This is a genomic window from Bacillus cereus (genome assembly GCF_002567495.1).
Lineage (GTDB): Bacteria > Bacillota > Bacilli > Bacillales > Bacillaceae_G > Bacillus_A > Bacillus_A cereus_AQ.
On the sequence record NZ_NVAP01000011.1, the window covers coordinates 1 to 17,771 of the forward strand.

The window sequence follows — 17,771 nt, forward strand, 5'->3', positions numbered from 1 at the left end:
AAAGTGAAACTTTAATCAGCCCTCACCAATCGGGCGTTTACGGGCAGCAGGGCCTCCATCTAACTTCTTTGCTTCCGCTGAATTTTTGGGTGGGGGTCTTACTGCCCGGCAAATAGCGGGATAACTATTTTCTTCAATATAAAGAGCATGTCCTAAAATTAGAACATGCCACCCTCATCCTGTACATTCAGTTTAATAATAACCGTTGTTCCCTTACCTTTTTCACTTTCAATTTGCCAATGTCCACCATGTATATGAACAATTTGTCTCACAATGGCAAGGCCTAAACCTGTTCCACCATGTTGACGACTTCTCGCTTTATCAACTCGGTAAAAGCGCTCGCCAAGATTCTCTAAATGCTCTCTATCAATTCCGATTCCTGTATCCTTTATTTTTAATTCACAGTAATCATCGATCTGCTCTAAAGTTATAACGATATCTCCGTTTTGATTTGTATACCGTATCGCATTATCTAACACATTATGGAGCACTTGTTGCATACGATCCTCATCAATCATGACAATGACCTCTGGGTTTAAATTGGTTGAAATATGAATTTCCTTTTCTATAAACTTAATTTCATACGTATCTAATACGTCTTCAATCAGCTGTGAAAAAACGATAGGTTGCTTCTTTAACGGAAAATGCTCACCTTCTAATTGTGCCAAGTCTAACAAATCATGAACGAGACGCTGCATACGCCCTGCTTCTTTATGAATCAGCTGCGTTACTTTTTCCTGCTGTGGTCCCTTTGCAACGCCATCTAAAATAGCCTCGCTATATCCTTTTATATAACTAAGCGGTGTTCTAAGTTCATGCGAAACATTTGCTAAAAATTCCTTACGCTTTACATCTTCTGTTTCTAATGAATTTGCCATTTTATTAAATGCTTTTCCTAGTCGTCCAATTTCATCCTCTGAAGAAACGGTAATCCGCTCCGAGAAATCTCCCGTAGCCAAATGGTTTGCAACCCGCTCCATTTGCGAAAGCGGCTTCGTTATTGCAATTATAATTTTTCTTCCAACCCATATCGTAATTAAAATCATTGCAATTGCTAGTGGTGCTAAAATAAGACCCATATCATATATTAAGTCTTTTATACTTTTTAAAGGAATATAAGAATATACAATTCCGACTAATTTTTTATTTTCCAATACAGGGATGACAACCCCCATAATATTACGGTCAAAATGTTCTTCATATCCTATCTTTGTCACAGTTTTCCCATCTAATAGTGTTTGCCTATCTCCTTCACTTATAAGAGAATGATGATGCACATCAAAAGGCAAACATGCACTTAAATCACGCGGATTAGACACGAAAAGAACGTCTGAACTAGATATTTGATCAAATGACCTTACTTTCTCTTCAAAAGTTGATATTCCTTCGTGCTTATCATATTGAGCAGCAAGACTTTTTCCTTCCATTACTAATGAACCTTTTAAATTATCAACATATAGTTTTTCATACGAGTATAAAGATACGAAATAAAGAAAGGACACTGTTACACACACTGCACATACTACTGTAAGCCAAAGCTTTTGTACCATCGTAAACATATGTTACACCTCGAATTTATAGCCTACACCCCAAACAGTTTGAATGTAGTTTCCACTTTCTCCAAGCTTCAATCGCATCGTTTTCACGTGCGTATCTACTGTTCTTGTACTTCCCGCATAATCATATCCCCATACCTTTTCCAGTAATTGCTCCCGGCTAAATACTTGTCCTGTATGTTGGCAAAGAAAATATAGTAAATCAAACTCTTTTACAGTAAGAGAAATCGGCTCACCATCCGCCTCGATTCGTCTACTTTTTTCATTAATAAGAATTGGTCCAAATTGAATCTCTTCTTGCTGTTCTTGCTTTGTATATCTTCTTAACACTGCTTCCATACGTGCTACCAATTCACCAGGACTAAACGGTTTTACAATATAATCATCCGCTCCCATACGTAAGCCGTTCACTCTATTCCACTCTTCACCTTTTGCGGTTAAAAATATAATCGGCACATCGGACGTTTTTCTAATTTCTTTACAAACTGAAAGTCCATCCATTTCTGGCATCATAATATCTAATACAACGAAATCATAATGATCCGTTTCTAGTTTTTTAAGAGCCTCTTTTCCATTTTCAGCTTCTCCCCACTCATATCCGAAGTTATCCAAATACATTCCAACAAGCTGTCTCATATCACTTTCATCATCTACAACTAGCACTCTATATTTATTCATTGTCCTTCCCTTCCCTCTCTATGAGTTGAAACGGTCCTTTTCCGACTTTAATTGTTTGTTTTATTTTCAAATTTTTCATATCCATGACACATACTTCATCACTATCATAACTTGCTACATATCCTTCTGCTCCACTCTCCAAAAATGCAAATGGATTCGATCCTACTTCTACAGAAGCTATTTCTTTATATGTGCTACTATCAAACTTTCTAAGTGTATTCGACCCGTGACTTAATGCATATACGTACTTACTATCCTTCGTTATATTCACAGGCATAAATGGAGCGTGTACAGAACGCACCATCTCGCCGCTCTGTAAAGAATACACTAACACTTTCTCATTTACTTGATTTCCATCACCATGTCCGCCAATCCATATTTCTTTCCCATCAGGACTAATCGTCGCTCCTGTTGATGCTGGCGGAATCATAAAGGATTGAACAACCTCTTTTTTCTTCGTATCAATTGTCGTTAGTTTCGTATCATAAAAGTTTAGTACAGATAACTGATTATGATACTCTACCATAGTTATAGGCCCTTTTCCTGTTGAAACATTTCCTGTCTCTTTCCCATTTATCGTAAAGAACCTTACCTTTTGAACATTTTGATCGGCAGCAAATAATTGTTTTTTATCTTCTGATACGACCACATTTACAATGCCCTTTCCAGTTTTATATTTTGCCACTTGCCTTCCTTCCGCTAGTGAATATACATACATATATTCTAATTGCTTACCGTATACAAGGATTTCCTCACCGTTTGGAAGCAGTGTGATTCCGGCCATTGGCTCATTTAGTTCCCATGTCGTGATTAACTTTTTATCTTTTTTATCAATAAAACTAATACTGCCTTCTTTGATATTCGTTGTTATAAGAACATTTTTATCTTTAGCAATTGGTGTATATGAACTTCCTTGACACCCTACTAATAGAAATAAAAAACAGAGAAGAAAAACATACTTTCTCAAAAGATTCCCTCCATCTTCGGATGATTTCGTTATAATTGTAAAATAACAAATAAATGTGTGGAAAGTGTGAAATTTTCCTTTCTTACTCAATTTACATATATAATGTACAACAAATAGAATTTGAGGTGTGTCAATTATGCTATTTCCTGATTTAGCGAATAAAATTGTACGAGAGGTACGCAGACTAATTACAGAAAATATTATTATTATTAATATACAAGGCGTTATTATCGCAAGTACAGATACAGAAAGAATTGGTCAATTTCATGAAGGTGCACTCCGCTGCGCTAAACAAAAGAAAACCGTCATCATTACAACAGAAGATGAAAGGCAGTTGCAAGGTGTAAAGGCTGGGATGAATCTTCCTTTATTATTTCATGACGAAGTAATTGGTGTCATTGGAATTACAGGAGAACCTGAAAATATTTCACGCTACGGAGAAATATTGCGTAAGATGACCGAGTTATTAATTCATGAAAACTACTTTTTAGAGCAACTAGAACTTGAGCACCGTTCTTATGAAGCTTTCGTCTTTGATTGGCTTCAAAATATAGAATGGTCTCCAAGTTTTCTCGATCGCGCCAAAACACTTGGTATTGATTTATATAAGAAAAAACAACTTATTTTGTTTTCTATTGGCCAAAATGACACGATGCTCCAGCGTAAAATATGGCAACATGTACGCAATATATTAACAAAGGAGCATCTATTTGTTCGGTGGGGAAATGATCGTTTTATTTTATTTACAGCGATGAGCTCCAAAGAGCAAACGTACCAATTTTTAAAACGATTAAAACAAGACTGCGAAGCTTTATTTTCTATTCCTTTATATATCGGGATTGGACAAACAGTTATCCCAAACAATATGAACATATCTTACGAACAAGCATTACGTGCTCTTTCTGTATCATTGGAAACGAAACAAATTGTATTTAATGAAGATTTACGTTTAGAAATGTGTTTACAAGATATTTCTACCGAAACGCGTGAACAATTTCTAGAGCGCACCATCGAAAATTTACTATCATCTCCTGAGCTTCTACATACTTTACGCTTATTTATCGATTATAACCAATCTTATAAACAGACAGCTAAACAATTACATATACACATTAACACATTACATTACAGGCTAAAAAAGATTGAAGAACATACAGAACTTGATCCAAAACAATTCAAAGACTTACATATTTTATACTTCGCGCTCCTCTTATTAGATAATCACACAAAAAAGAACGATAAAATAGAGTAATCTTTAGATGATTATATATAGAAAGAATCCCCCAACTTTTTTATCATTATAATGAAAGCACTGTTACCACGTTGTTTATTATAACTAAACACGTTAACAGTTTGAGGGGGATTTCCAATGTTAGAAAATCAAATTATTCATTCATTCGTATCTATTGTTGGCGAAGATAATGTAGATACATCCAATATGGGTCGTTTAACTTATAGTTATGATGCCACTCCAAACTTCCAAGCAATGCCTGATGCAGTCATTGCTCCACGTAATACAAATGAAGTAGCTGAAGTGTTAAAAGTATGTAACACTCACAAAATTCCTGTGTATGTTCGCGGGTCTGGAACAAATCTTTGCGCAGGAACATGTCCACTTGAAGGTGGTATCGTCCTTATTTTCCGCCATATGAACAATATTTTAGAAATTGATGAAGAAAACTTAACAATTACTGTACAAGCCGGTGTCATTACACTTGATATTATTAAAGCAGTAGAAGAAAAAGGTTTATTTTATCCGCCAGATCCAAGTTCGATGAAGATTTCTACAATCGGCGGCAATATTAATGAAAATTCAGGTGGATTACGCGGCTTGAAATATGGCGTAACACGTGATTATGTAATGGGGCTTGAACTTGTCTTACCAAATGGTGATATTATTCGCACTGGCGGTAAATTAGCAAAAGATGTAGCTGGTTACGATTTAACTCGTTTATTTATCGGTTCTGAAGGAACACTTGGTGTGGTAACAGAAGCGATATTAAAACTTGTTCCTATGCCTGAAACAAAGAAAACAATGCTTGCACTCTATGAAGATATTAATGAAGCTGCACGTGCTGTTTCTTCTATTATTGCAAATAAAGTCATTCCAGCGACACTGGAGTTTTTAGACCAACCGACAATTGAAGTAGTAGAAGAGTTTGCACAAATCGGTTTACCTACAGATGTAAAAGCAATTTTATTAATCGAACAAGACGGTCCGCCCGAAGTAGTCAATCGAGATATTGAAAAAATGGCTAACGTTTGCCACTCTATGAATGCAGTTGATGTTCGCGTTGCAAAAGATGAGACGGAAGCAGATGCGCTTCGTACCGCTCGTCGAAGTGCTCTATCAGCGCTCGCAAGATTAAAACCTACTACAATATTAGAAGATGCAACTGTACCACGTTCACAAATCGCTCCAATGGTTGAAGCTATTAATGCCATCGCAAAAAAATATAATATTCCTATTTGTACGTTTGGGCACGCTGGTGATGGTAACTTACATCCAACTTGTATGACAGATGCTCGTAATGAAGAAGAAATGCACCGAGCTGAACAAGCTTTTGCTGAAATCTTTGCGAAAGCAATTGAACTTGGTGGCACAATTACCGGTGAACATGGTGTTGGTGCGATGAAAGCTCCATATTTAGAAATGAAATTAGGTAAAGAAGGTATTGCAGCTATGCAAGGGATAAAGCAAGCTTTCGATCCAAATAACATTATGAATCCTGGAAAAATGTTCGCGAAAGACACTCGAAAAAGAGTGGTGGTTGAGCGATGACCACATTAAATAAAGCAAATATTCAAAAGGAATTTAAAGAACGATTAAGTGAAGATGAGCTACTAAACTGTATGCGATGCGGTTTTTGTTTACCTACTTGTCCTACCTACATTCAATCCGGATATAACGAGGCACATTCACCGCGCGGACGTATCGCATTAATGAAAGCAGTCGTTGATGGTTTAATCGAGCCAGATGAAGATGTTGAAAATACATTAAACGTTTGTCTTGGTTGCCGTGCTTGTGAGCCTGTTTGTCCATCTGGTGTAAATTATGGACATTTATTAGAAGAAGCTCGCGATATTATTAATCAAAATAAAAAATTCTCAATGCCTGTAAGAGCCGTTCGTAAAGTCGTTTTTGAAGGATTATTCCCGCATCAAAATCGAATGAGAATATTAACAGGACTAATTGGATTTTATCAACGTTCTGGTTTACAAACACTAACACATAAAACAGGTATTATGAAGTTATTCCCTGAAACACTTACAACGATGGATCTCGTTTTGCCGAAAGTCCCTAAAATGAAAGCAATGAAAGATCGTCCTTCATTTTTACCTGCAGAAAGTTCAAAGAAAAAACAAGTTGCATTCTTCACAGGTTGCTTAATGGATACGATGTTTTTAGAAACAAATAACGCAACGATGAAACTTCTTCAATTAGCTGGTTGTGATATCGTTATTCCGAAAACACAAAGTTGCTGCGGTGCATTGCATGGACATGCTGGTGAAAAGAGTGGAGCAACAGAATTAGCAAAGCGAAATATAAAGGCATTCGAAGATTTAAACATCGACTATATTATTACGAATGCAGGTGGTTGCGGAGCTTACCTCGTAGACTATGATTATCTTTTAAAGGATGATCCGGAGTGGGCTGAACGTGCTAAGCAGTTTGTTTCTAAGATTAAAGATATTACTGCTATACTAGTAGAACTAGACTTCCATAAGCGAACTGACTTACGACTCCCGCAGCAAATTATTACGTATCAAGACTCTTGTCATTTGCGCAATGTTATGCGCACAGCTTCTGAACCTCGTATGTTACTAGAGGCTATCCAAGGTGCAACATATCGTGAAATGAAAGATGCGGACCGCTGCTGTGGTTCTGCTGGTATTTACAATATTGTTCATTCAGAGCTATCAATGGAATTTCTAGATTACAAAATGGACCGTGTGCATGAAACAGACGCGACAACCATTGTTACTGCAAATCCAGGTTGTTTATTGCAAATGAAATTAGGTATTGAGCGAGAAGGCCTTTCTCATAAACTGAGAGGAATTCACATTGTAGATTTATTATTAGAAGCAATTGAAACCAACTCGTAATAACTCGTAACATACGTAATAATAGGAAAACGGCTATCTCCTTCGTCTATGTAAAGAGATAGCCGCTTTTTTGTCTGCTACAACATTAAAAATATGTTACTTTATTATAAAAAAGAACAACAGAAACATTACAGTTTTGTAAAAATCAATCCATTATATTCCTCAAAAAAATGCTCAAACCATTGATACAATAGGATTCTTCATTTTCTATTTAGGTAACTTTATCCAAAAACCCTCTCTTAAAACCAAGTATAAAAACGCTATAAATGCCTTTTATACTCTATATTTCTCTTATTTTTGCTCTCTTCTTCTCTTAGGATAAATTAGGTAATTTTAAAGTCTATGAATTTTTTTCCATCTTTTTTCTCGCAAATTGTATGCTACGATGAATTTGTCAGTCAGACAGGCTGTCAAAAACAAATCGTGTGAAAACAAATTAAAACTTTATATAGGGGGACACACATCATGAAAAAGCGTGTTTTATTATCTGTAGCTGCTGCAACAGCTCTTACTTTAGGAGTATCTTCTCTAGATGCACAAGCTGCAACAGTACAACCATCTAACTTAAAGGTTCAAAATATTCAGCATTCAAAAGTGATGATGAAACAAATGAGCCAACAAGAATTACAAGCATTCTTACAATCTATGGGAGTTGAATCATTAGCACAATGGCAACAAGGGAACTTCCAACCAAACTGCTTCATTCCTGGTCAACAACCTACTGAAAATGTTGTAACTGAGCAACCAACAGCTAAGCCAGAAACTCAAAAGCCTGTTGAGCAAAAACCAGTTGAGCAAAAGCCTGCTGAAGAGGTTCAAAAACCAGAAGCTCAAAAACCAGCTGAAAACAACAATACTCAAAAACCAACTGAACAAAAACCTGCTGAGCAAAAGCCTGCTGAAGAAGCAAAATCTTTAAGTGAGTTCGAACAACGTGTTGTTGAATTAACAAACGCTGAGCGTGCAAAACAAGGCTTACCAGCACTAAAAATTGATACTGAATTAAGCAAAGTAGCACGTATTAAATCTGAAGACATGCAAAAAAACAACTACTTTGATCATAACAGTCCTACATACGGATCACCGTTTGACATGATGAAGAAATTTGGTATTTCTTATACATCTGCAGGTGAAAACATCGCTCAAGGCCAACGTACACCTGAAGAAGTAGTACAAGCTTGGATGAACAGCGCTGGACACCGTGCAAACATCTTAAATAACGGCTTCACTCATATCGGTGTTGGTTATGTAGAAAGCGGCAACTACTGGACACAACAATTTATTACGAAATAAATAGATTAAAAGAGTCTTCTCATGATGAGAAGACTCTTTTTTAAGTTTCGTAACTTTCTATTATGTATGAATAAAAAATATAGAACATAAACAAAATAGATCCACAACTTATTACACTAAGCAATACATAAAATCCCCACTCTAAGTTCAAAAACACTGAAAACAATATACCACATGCCATCACTTGAAAAATCCGTCTACTCACTAAACGAATTTTTTGTAATTGAATCGGATCTTTTTCTGTACCTTTTATTTTCTTAAATTCTTTACTAAGCATAAAAAGAAACATACTAATCCCAATCGTTAATCCGGTCTGAAAGGATATAAAACCCCAAAAATCAATAAATAGAATAAGCATATGAATAAACAAAATAAATAACGTAATTTTCTTTATAAATCCGCCTATAATACAATGCTCTCTTTCATTAAACTTATATATATTATGTGAAATAATATACAAAAATCCATATGAAAAAATAATAAAACAAGGAATAAATGCTACAACAACTTGTTTACTCATAAACTCGTTCGGCTCACCACTTACGTTCCAATGTACTGCCATACGATTTGGTAAATAGGGATAGAGGCATAGCGTAATTAAAAGACAAGCGAAAAATATTCCAAGTACATACTTATATTTGATCAAGTGATTCTCACCTCTCTTTTCTCTTAACGGCTTCGCTTCTTTTAGAGAAATCCCTGCAAAAATCTACTTTTTTCAAAGTAAAACTTATACTTTACGCATTTTCTTTTTGAAATTCTTTTATTTTATTATTTAGCTTTGTAGGAAACGGCACATCAACTTCAATCGCTTCTTTTGTAATTGGATGTAAGAAATTTATCTTCATTGCATGTAATGCTTGGCTAGACATATATTTTGTTTGTCCACCATATAATACATCTCCAACTAGTGGATTACCATTATGGCTCATATGAACACGAATTTGATGCGTTCTACCCGTTTCTAATTGTAACGTTACGAAAGTCGTGTTTTGCTTCTTAAAATACTTTTCTACTTTATAATATGTGATAGCTTGGTCACCTTTTGGAGAAATACGACGCCTTGTAGCATGATGGCGATCCCTGCCGATAGCAGCATCAATCGTTCCTTGTTTCTTCTTTACTTTCCCTTCAACGAGCGCTGCGTACGTTCTTTTAATTTTTCGTTCCATTAATAAACGATCCATAATTGCACCAGCAATTCTATGCTTAGCAAACACGACACCACCTGTCGTATCTTTATCTAAACGATGAATATGACGAACCTTCGTCTCTAAACCTTGCATTTGAAAATGAAAAGCAACAAGATTTGCAAGCGTCCCGGTTCCACCTTTTTCAGCAGGATGTGTGTCCATTTGCTCTGGTTTATTTACGATGAGTACGTGATCATCTTCGTATACTACATGTAATTCACCATACTCTGGATCTACACCGTACTCTTCCCCCGCAAACATATGAACTTGTAACTTATCGTTCTCTTTTAAAAGCTCATTCCATCTTCTTTGTTCTCCGTTAACCGTAACACCTTTTTCCATACGAAGCTGATGTAATAGCTTTTTCGGTATTTCCCATTCTACTTTTAATAACGATTCAATACTTATACCATTCCATTTAGCTGGAACTGTAATTTCGCACCATTCACCCTTTTTCTTTGTTTCCATACTGTTTATCACCTTATTTCTATTGATTCTCTCATTGTAACGGAAAACACACTTTGATGCACCGTCAAAAATAGAGGACAGTCTTATAATAGACTGCCCCGTCAAGCTCTAAGCCTTTTCATTTCTAACAATACTTCTTCAGCTTTTTGTTCATATGATAAGTCTTTAAAGAAGTCTGCCAACCTTTTATAGTCATTGTAAGCATCTAATAAATCGTCCATCTTTTCTATTTTCATCACTTGTTGTTTTTGCTTCATTTTTACTGGATAACGATAACCTGATACTTCTTGTATTTTGTAATACTCATCCTCTACTTGAACGACCTTTACAAGTTCTTCCTCCTCTGCATCCATCGTATAACCGTCAAATTCTCTAAGTAGTTCATAAATGATATGAGTCCATTCATCTTTCGGATAAAATCCCTTTTCTAACCGATAACCGACAATGCGATACATATGCCCATCGTTTTCACCAAATTGTACTGTATCATTTAACTTAAACTTAAAATAACGAAACATTGCCTTCACCTACTTGTATGTAATGTTCTTATCACATACTATTTGCAAAATATAGGCCTTGCTATTCATAAAAAAATGCTCATCAATATGATGAGCACTTTTTACGATGATTTTTCTCGTTTTTTTCGAAATGGTAACCACCAATTCCAGTCTCCAAATAACTTCATTAAGCTTGGTACGAGCATAAGACGAATAATTGTTGCATCAAGAAATATTGCTAATGCCACGCCAAGCCCCATTTGCTTTACTGGTAAAATATCAGTAAATGCGAATGCACCAGTTACAACAATCATAATTAAAGCAGCTGATGTAATGATTCTACTTGTCGAAACGAGCCCTTCTAACGTTGCTTGATCGTTATCTCCTGTTTCTTCATAGAGCTCGTGAATACGTGAAATAAGAAATACTTCATAATCCATACTAAGCCCAAATACAAGGCCAAAAATAAAGATTGGTAAGACAAACAGAACTGGGCTCGCTTCTAAACCGAAATGACCACCTTCAAATAACCAAACAACAATTCCAATGGTCGCACTTAAGCTAAGTATATTCATAATAATTGCCTTAATTGGAATGAGTATAGATCGGAATGCAAATAATAATATCATAAAGGTCGATCCAAATATAACAGACATACCAATTACGACTTTATCTTTAATTTCATCTTCTAACTCTTGTTGAAACGTCGTCATTCCGCCCAGATGATACGTAACATTCGTTTCTTTATAGTTCTTTTTAAAGTCACGCACCCACTGTTTCGCAGTTTCTGTACGTGGTTTCGTTTTCAAAAAGACTTCTATCGTCGTCTTATTCCCTTTCGTGTATGCTTCAAATACAGGATTTAGTTTCGCTGCTTCTGGCGACTGCAATATTCCAGCAACTTGATCTGCTTTCATTCCAGTTAGCCCGTCGTATAAACTTCTTACTTCATATACTTTCTTATCATCTTTTAACTTTTGAACGACTTCTTCTATCTTTTGTAGACTTTCTTTTTCTTTCATATCTTCTTTCGTCTCTACAACTAACGTAACATCAGCGTGTGTTTTGACAGTTTCATTAAATGCTTCTTCATACTTTTCATATGCAATCCTTGTATCACTCTTTTCAGGTAAAGCTTCAACACCAGGGAACTGCAAATTAGCTGTACGTAACGGTAATAAGCAAATAACAATAAATGTTGTAACAACAATAATCATTGCAATTGGATGTTTCATCACAAATTGTGCAAATTTACGCCATGCTTTTGCCGGCGTATGTGCTACTTGATTCTTTTTTAATATTCTTTTACCAATTAACGATAATAATGCTGGAAGAAGTGTGAGTGAGAATAAAATACTCATAATCACAACAATCATTCCGCTAATTGCGACAGATTGAATATAATCTATCTTAAAGAAAAACAAACCGGACAACCCAACAAATACGCATAATCCTGAAAATACGATTGCTCTTCCTGCCGTCTGATATGTAATTGCTATCGCTTCTTTTACCGTTCGTTTTGCAACTTCCTCTCGAAAACGGTTCACAAATAATAGTGCAAAATCAATAGATAGTGCAAGTCCAATCATCGGTGCAACGTTTAACACAAAAATAGATAATTCTTTATCAACACCGATGAAATACAATATACCCATCGTGCTAATAACACTAAGCGCCCCATTCAAAATCGGTAAAATTGATGCTAAAAGGCTACCAAACGAAAATAGTAATACAAGAAACGCAATTGGTAATCCAATCATTTCTGCTACTTTTAAATCATTTTGCGTTCTTTCGTTAATCTCTTGATTAATTTTTGGAAATCCTGTAGGTGTTACTTTTAATGCTGCATTACTTTCTTTCTCAATCTCATCAGCAAATTGTAATGTCTTTTCCATTCTTTCTTTATTTGTTTTCCCGGAAAATAAAATTGTCGCATAACCAATATCGCCTTGTAACATTTCTTTATTTTGGATTGGGTGATGGAAAGATTCATAGTTCTCTTTCTCTTGAACATTCTTTACAATTTCATCTATTCGCTTTCTAAATTCCTCATGTGAAGCATCTTTATTTTTCTCAAAAACGAGTAGAAGCGTATCTTGAGACTTCTTAAAATCTTTATCTAAAATCTCTTTTGTTTTTTGATAGTCTCCTTCCGTTTGGAAACCGTCACCACCTAATACTCCCGGTAGCTTTGGAGCAAAAATTCCAAGTGCGATTGCAAGCAACAGTAACGCTACAATTACTGTATAACGAAATTGATATAAAAAAGCTCCTAACTTCCCCCACTTATCAACTTTATGAACATTTGTCTTCACACATTTTCACCTACTTTAAATAATTCAATTGTCTCTTATACTGTATCATATCTTTATACAAACAAAAAACGCCTGGGAACACTATAATGATAGTTTTTCCAGACGTTTTTTCTATCTCTCTTTATTAAGTCCCAATCTCTCAGTAAGTAAACGATGGTAGTAAATCGTGATAATTAACAAAATACCACCTACGCAGTAACCAGCTAAAATATCAGTTGGGTAATGTACATTTAAAATGACTCTACTTAATCCAATCGATAAGATTACTATACCCATTACAATCGTTATGACACATTTCCCAGCTATGCTTTTCAAATTAGCAGCAATGATATAAGCAAGAAATCCAAATGTCATAATCGATAGCATTGCATGTCCACTAGGAAAACTATATCCAAGTGCATCTAGTGCTTCGTTTAATGACGGACGTTCTCTCTTTACGATCTCTTTTATCCCTTTATTCACAAGATGTGTTATTAAAATCCCCATTGGATACACAATCATTGCAGCATAATAACGCTTCTTCCAAAAAACAAGCAAACTTATAACGAGCGTAGTGACTATCCCAATTGCTGATCCCAATTTTGTAAAGTACGAGAAAAATGTAAGAGAACTCTCCGTTTGTAGCCCTTTTACTAATCCACGGACATATGTATCCATCACTGTCACGCCACCTATATGTACTCGCCAAGCAACAATACTAAATACAGCAAGTAATAAAGCGATACATATTACCTCATATTGATGTAACTTCTTCTTCAAACGATTTCCTCCTACTATGAAAAAATGCGATTTCTACTTTAGAAACCGCATTTCCTTACTTATTTACCTTTTGTTTTTAACTCTGTCCAGTAACGATCATAGTCTTTCAACTTGTCGTCTACATCAACAAGCCATTCTGTACGATCTAACTCTTCTTTCGTTAAGAAGATCATGTGGTTATCACGATATTCTTTACTATGAAGAGGACGAGCTTTTTCATTTGGGTTACTGTAACCGATTGACTCGTAGTTTTTCACACTTACTTTTTCATCTAGTAAGTAGTTCATAAATTTCTCAGCAAGCTCTTTATGTTTTGCACCTTTTGGAATTGCTAACGTGTCAGCCCAAATTGTGCCGCCTTCTTTTGGTACAACGTATTCTACATCTTTATTATCTTTTGCGATGAAGGCTGCATCTCCAGACCAAACTGTTCCAATCCAAGCATCTTCAGTAATGAATTTTTGTTTAATGTTATCTGTATCAAATGCTAATAAGTTTGGAAGCAGCTTCTTTAAATCATCTGCTGCTGTCTTTAACTCTGCATCGTCTTTCGTGCTGTTTGAGAACCCATGCTTCTTAAGACCCATTCCTAATACTTCACGAGAATCGTTTAGTAACGTTACATGTCCTTTATATTTCTCATTCCATAAGTCAGCCCAGCTTGTAGGTGCTTCTTTCACATACTTTTTATTGTATGCAATCCCTGTTACACCCCAAGTATATACTAAAGAATATTTATTCTCTGGATCAAACGCAGGTGTTTTGAAATTAGAAACCATATTTTCGATGTTCGGGATATTCTTTTTATCTAACGGTGCTAATAAATCCATTTTTGCCATTGTTTTAACCATGTAATCAGACGGCTGAATTAAGTCATACTTTGCGCCACCAGCTTGTAATTTCGCAAGCATTTCTTCGTTACTTGCGTACTTATCATAGTTAATTTTCACATTATATTTCTTTTCAAAATCTCTTAGCACTTGCTCATCAAAATTGTCAGCCCAGCTATAAATATTTAATTCTTCTTTCTTTTCACCACAACCAGCAAGCACACCAGCAACAAGGCTAAAGCTAATTGCTACGCCAGCTATTCTTTTCATTAATTTCATCGGTTTATTACCCCCTCGTACTTTCTATATCGTTCGTATTATAAAGGAAGGTGTCCTCCAGAGTTTTCTTCACCATCTGCACCTTTGTTACGGAAGATTTCAGATAGAACCATTAATCCTACGATAGCAACAATTAAAATTGTAGAAAGAGCATTAATTTCTGGTGATACTCCGCGCTTAACCATACTGTAAATGTATAATGGCAATGTTGTTGATCCTGGTCCTGATACGAAGAAACTAATCACAAAATCATCAATTGATAATGTGAATGTTAATAGTGCTGCTGAAATAACTCCCGGTGCAATTGCTGGGAACGTTACATAACGAAACGTTTGCCAAGGCGTTGCTCCTAAATCATTTGCAGCTTCTTCTAAGTCACGTCCCATACTTGAAAGACGTGCAGCTAAAATAACAACAACAAACGAAATACTAAATGTAATATGTGCAATAATAATCGTTGTTTGTCCAAGTTCCATTCCTAACTGACTGAAAAGAATTAGTAAAGATAATCCCATTAAAATATCAGGAATTAAAATTGGTAAATATACAAGGCCATTAATAGCCCCTTCGAAACGATATTTATAACGATGTAAAGCAATCGCAAAGAATACACCAAGTACCGTTGTCACAATCGTTGTTATAACTGCAATCGTAATACTATTTACAAATGCATCAATAACATCTTGCTTTTGAAATAAATCTGTATACCAATGGAATGTAAAACCTTCCCACTCCGCATTAATGCGAGAGTCGTTGAAAGAATAGACCATTAAAACCATCATTGGAAAATACAAGAATAACAAAATTAACCAAGAATAAGAAACTAAAAACTTCTTCATCTTTGCCTATTCCCCTCCGTTCTCATTATATTTATATACTTTCGTTGCACGATAATATAAGTAAATTAACAGAACAGAGAATAGAACAACGATAATCGATAACGCAGATCCAAACGGCCAGTCACGTGCACCTAAGAATTGATTTTGAATAACGTTTCCGATTAATGCTACTTTCGATCCACCCATCACGTCTGATACAACAAACATTCCGATAGAAGAAACGAATACTAAAATAGAACCAGTCGCAATTCCTGACATCGTCATCGGCACTGTTATATTCCAAAATGCCTTTATTGGTGTTGCGCCTAAATCATAAGCTGCTTCTAGCTTACGCTTATCCAGCTGCTCAATTGCTGCATACACCGGTAAAATCATAAATGGTAATAAAGAATAGACCATTCCGAGTATTACTGAAGGTGTATTATATAATAAATTTAACGGTTCACTAATAATACCAAGCTTTAATAACAACGTATTCACAAGACCTTGTGAACGTAAAATAACAATCCAGGCGTATGAACGAACAAGGAAGTTAATCCAAAACGGGATCGTTGCCAATAATAAAAGAATAGAACGGTATTTGCGATCAACAATTGTAATTGTATACGCAAATGGATAACCAATTAATAAACAGATTACCGTTGTAATAACTGCGATTTTAACAGTTTCCCATAACGTCCCTAAGTACAATGGATCAAACACACGGGATATATTCTCTAACGTAAATTGCATTTCTACTGTCCCGTATGCTCCGCGTTGCATGAAGGCGAATCCTAATACGAATACGAGCGGGATTAGGAAGAAAATTAACAGCCACGCGACTGTAGGTAGTGCGAGTAATTTCCCTTTTTTCAATTTAAGGTCACCTCGTCCTCTTTCTCCCAGCCTACATATACATTATCCCCAATGCTCCACTGCGCTGCTTCTTCAGCAGTTTGATATGCCATTAGTAATTCTGATGTTTTCTCATCACGTACATAAAGCTTCTCCATATTTCCAACAAACTCGATATCTTCAATATGTCCAAGATGGTATTCTTTTAAAATTGGTTCTTCAACCGAACGTACTTTTACATTTTCAGGGCGAATTGCTACATAGCCTTCCCCATTTTTTACAATATTATTTTCACCGATAAATGTCGCAACGAACAATGTTTTCGGCTTATTATAAATTTCTTTCGGCGTTCCGATTTGTTCGATATGTCCTTTATTCATAACGACGATACGATCACTCATGCTCATTGCTTCTTCTTGATCATGCGTTACGTATATGAACGTAATTCCTAAATTACGTTGTAAGTTTTTCAATTCACGTTGCAAGTCTTTTCGTAACTTAAAGTCAAGCGCTCCAAGTGGCTCATCTAATAGTAATACACGCGGATTATTTACAATCGCTCTTGCAATTGCAACACGCTGCTGTTGTCCACCAGAAAGCTTCGCAGGTTTACGATTACGGAACTCAAGTAACTGCGTTAAACGCATTGCCTCTTCAGCACGCTCTTTCTGCTCTGCTGCTGGTACCTTCTGCATTTTCATACCAAAACAAATATTCTTCTCCACTGTCATATGTGGGAATAGTGCGTAATGTTGGAACACTAGGTTCATATGACGCTTATATGGCGGCAAATCATTAATTTTTTCATCATCTAATAAAAGATTCCCTTTAGTTGGAGTTTCAAATCCTGCGATCATGCGAAGTAAAGTCGTTTTCCCGCAGCCACTCGGCCCTAAAATTGTTACAAACTCTCCCTCTTTAATATCTAAAGAAAGAGGTGGGATAATCACTTGATTTCCAAAATGTTTTTCAACTGCTTCAACTTTAATAATCTTTTTCATTTTCCCGTCCTATCTACCTTAAATTTAAATTTTTATATTCATGAATAAATATTTATGTTCTATAGACTATTTTTTGTTTCGATCCAAACAAAAATGGTTATTTAGCAAGCGTTCGTTTCTATTCTTTATGTAGTATGTTTGATTCATTTTCGCAT

General features: G+C 35.6%; 16 protein-coding genes. 4 read left to right on the forward strand and 12 right to left on the reverse strand.

The annotated features are described in order from the left end of the window. Positions 1–158 precede the first annotated feature (158 nt). From COK05_RS05595 to COK05_RS05605, 3 genes are read right to left on the reverse strand one after another with little or no spacing between them, the layout of a single operon-like run. Complete coding sequence (locus tag COK05_RS05595) at positions 159–1,559, reverse strand: sensor histidine kinase (protein WP_098611781.1); 1,401 nt, start codon at positions 1,557–1,559, stop codon at positions 159–161. A gap of 3 nt (positions 1,560–1,562) precedes the next feature. Continuing rightward, positions 1,563–2,234: a response regulator transcription factor gene (locus COK05_RS05600; RefSeq protein ID WP_001046396.1), complete on the reverse strand. Its 672-nt coding sequence runs from the start codon at positions 2,232–2,234 to the stop codon at positions 1,563–1,565. Continuing rightward, positions 2,227–3,201, reverse strand: a complete 975-nt coding sequence (locus COK05_RS05605) for a YncE family protein (RefSeq protein WP_098611782.1) — start codon at positions 3,199–3,201, stop codon at positions 2,227–2,229. Before COK05_RS05605 ends, COK05_RS05600 begins: the two co-directional genes overlap by 8 nt. 127 nt (positions 3,202–3,328) lie before the next feature. Between COK05_RS05605 and COK05_RS05610 the strand changes: the two genes are divergently transcribed. From COK05_RS05610 to COK05_RS05625, 4 genes are all read left to right on the forward strand, one after another. Next, positions 3,329–4,453: a CdaR family transcriptional regulator gene (locus COK05_RS05610; protein WP_141538907.1), complete on the forward strand. Its 1,125-nt coding sequence runs from the start codon at positions 3,329–3,331 to the stop codon at positions 4,451–4,453. A gap of 117 nt (positions 4,454–4,570) precedes the next feature. Further along, positions 4,571–5,983, forward strand: a complete 1,413-nt coding sequence (gene glcD / locus COK05_RS05615; protein ID WP_098611784.1) for a glycolate oxidase subunit GlcD — start codon at positions 4,571–4,573, stop codon at positions 5,981–5,983. Next, entirely contained in the window at positions 5,980–7,308 is a 1,329-nt protein-coding gene (locus tag COK05_RS05620; RefSeq protein WP_098611785.1) for a (Fe-S)-binding protein, read from the forward strand. Before glcD ends, COK05_RS05620 begins: the two co-directional genes overlap by 4 nt. 465 nt (positions 7,309–7,773) lie before the next feature. After that, positions 7,774–8,601, forward strand: coding sequence for a CAP domain-containing protein (locus tag COK05_RS05625; protein WP_098611786.1), 828 nt, complete (start codon positions 7,774–7,776; stop codon positions 8,599–8,601). A gap of 40 nt (positions 8,602–8,641) precedes the next feature. On the opposite strand, the gene COK05_RS05630 is transcribed toward COK05_RS05625, so the two are convergent. The 9 genes from COK05_RS05630 to potA all read right to left on the reverse strand — a co-directional run bounded on the left by COK05_RS05630 (position 8,642) and on the right by potA (position 17,616). Further along, positions 8,642–9,247, reverse strand: coding sequence for a DUF1648 domain-containing protein (locus COK05_RS05630; RefSeq protein ID WP_098611787.1), 606 nt, complete (start codon positions 9,245–9,247; stop codon positions 8,642–8,644). A 91-nt stretch (positions 9,248–9,338) separates the two neighbouring features. Further along, positions 9,339–10,262: an RluA family pseudouridine synthase gene (locus COK05_RS05635; RefSeq protein ID WP_098611788.1), complete on the reverse strand. Its 924-nt coding sequence runs from the start codon at positions 10,260–10,262 to the stop codon at positions 9,339–9,341. Positions 10,263–10,363: 101 nt separating this feature from the next. Continuing rightward, on the reverse strand, positions 10,364–10,780 hold the full coding sequence (locus tag COK05_RS05640; protein ID WP_098611789.1) for a histidinol dehydrogenase: 417 nt from the start codon (positions 10,778–10,780) through the stop codon (positions 10,364–10,366). A gap of 101 nt (positions 10,781–10,881) precedes the next feature. Beyond that, a complete protein-coding gene (locus COK05_RS05645) occupies positions 10,882–13,074 on the reverse strand; it encodes an MMPL family transporter (RefSeq protein ID WP_098611790.1) in 2,193 nt (730 codons plus the stop codon). Between the two features lie 111 nt (positions 13,075–13,185). Then, a complete protein-coding gene (locus COK05_RS05650; RefSeq protein WP_141538908.1) occupies positions 13,186–13,833 on the reverse strand; it encodes a phosphatase PAP2 family protein in 648 nt (215 codons plus the stop codon). Between the two features lie 59 nt (positions 13,834–13,892). Then, entirely contained in the window at positions 13,893–14,942 is a 1,050-nt protein-coding gene (gene potD / locus COK05_RS05655; RefSeq protein WP_098611791.1) for a spermidine/putrescine ABC transporter substrate-binding protein PotD, read from the reverse strand. Between the two features lie 38 nt (positions 14,943–14,980). Continuing rightward, a complete protein-coding gene (gene potC / locus COK05_RS05660) occupies positions 14,981–15,781 on the reverse strand; it encodes a spermidine/putrescine ABC transporter permease PotC (RefSeq protein ID WP_000714192.1) in 801 nt (266 codons plus the stop codon). Positions 15,782–15,787: 6 nt separating this feature from the next. Beyond that, positions 15,788–16,636 (reverse strand): spermidine/putrescine ABC transporter permease PotB, encoded by an 849-nt coding sequence (gene potB, locus COK05_RS05665; RefSeq protein ID WP_000715500.1) that lies wholly within the window; start codon positions 16,634–16,636, stop codon positions 15,788–15,790. Next, entirely contained in the window at positions 16,633–17,616 is a 984-nt protein-coding gene (gene potA / locus COK05_RS05670; protein WP_098611792.1) for a spermidine/putrescine ABC transporter ATP-binding protein PotA, read from the reverse strand. The genes potB and potA overlap by 4 nt, the downstream gene beginning before the upstream one ends. Between the last annotated feature and the right edge of the window lie 155 nt (positions 17,617–17,771).

Bases quoted from the DNA above. Each gene is read 5' to 3' on its own strand.
- COK05_RS05635 (WP_098611788.1), bottom strand. From the start codon at position 10,262: ATGGAAACAAAGAAAAAGGGTGAATGGTGCGAAATTACAGTTCCAGCT.
- COK05_RS05620 (WP_098611785.1), top strand. From the start codon at position 5,980: ATGACCACATTAAATAAAGCAAATATTCAAAAGGAATTTAAAGAACGA.
- potA (WP_098611792.1), bottom strand. From the start codon at position 17,616: ATGAAAAAGATTATTAAAGTTGAAGCAGTTGAAAAACATTTTGGAAAT.
- COK05_RS05600 (WP_001046396.1), bottom strand. From the start codon at position 2,234: ATGAATAAATATAGAGTGCTAGTTGTAGATGATGAAAGTGATATGAGA.
- COK05_RS05625 (WP_098611786.1), top strand. From the start codon at position 7,774: ATGAAAAAGCGTGTTTTATTATCTGTAGCTGCTGCAACAGCTCTTACT.
- potC (WP_000714192.1), bottom strand. From the start codon at position 15,781: ATGAAGAAGTTTTTAGTTTCTTATTCTTGGTTAATTTTGTTATTCTTG.
- COK05_RS05640 (WP_098611789.1), bottom strand. From the start codon at position 10,780: ATGTTTCGTTATTTTAAGTTTAAGTTAAATGATACAGTACAATTTGGT.
- glcD (WP_098611784.1), top strand. From the start codon at position 4,571: ATGTTAGAAAATCAAATTATTCATTCATTCGTATCTATTGTTGGCGAA.
- COK05_RS05595 (WP_098611781.1), bottom strand. From the start codon at position 1,559: ATGTTTACGATGGTACAAAAGCTTTGGCTTACAGTAGTATGTGCAGTG.
- potD (WP_098611791.1), bottom strand. From the start codon at position 14,942: ATGAAATTAATGAAAAGAATAGCTGGCGTAGCAATTAGCTTTAGCCTT.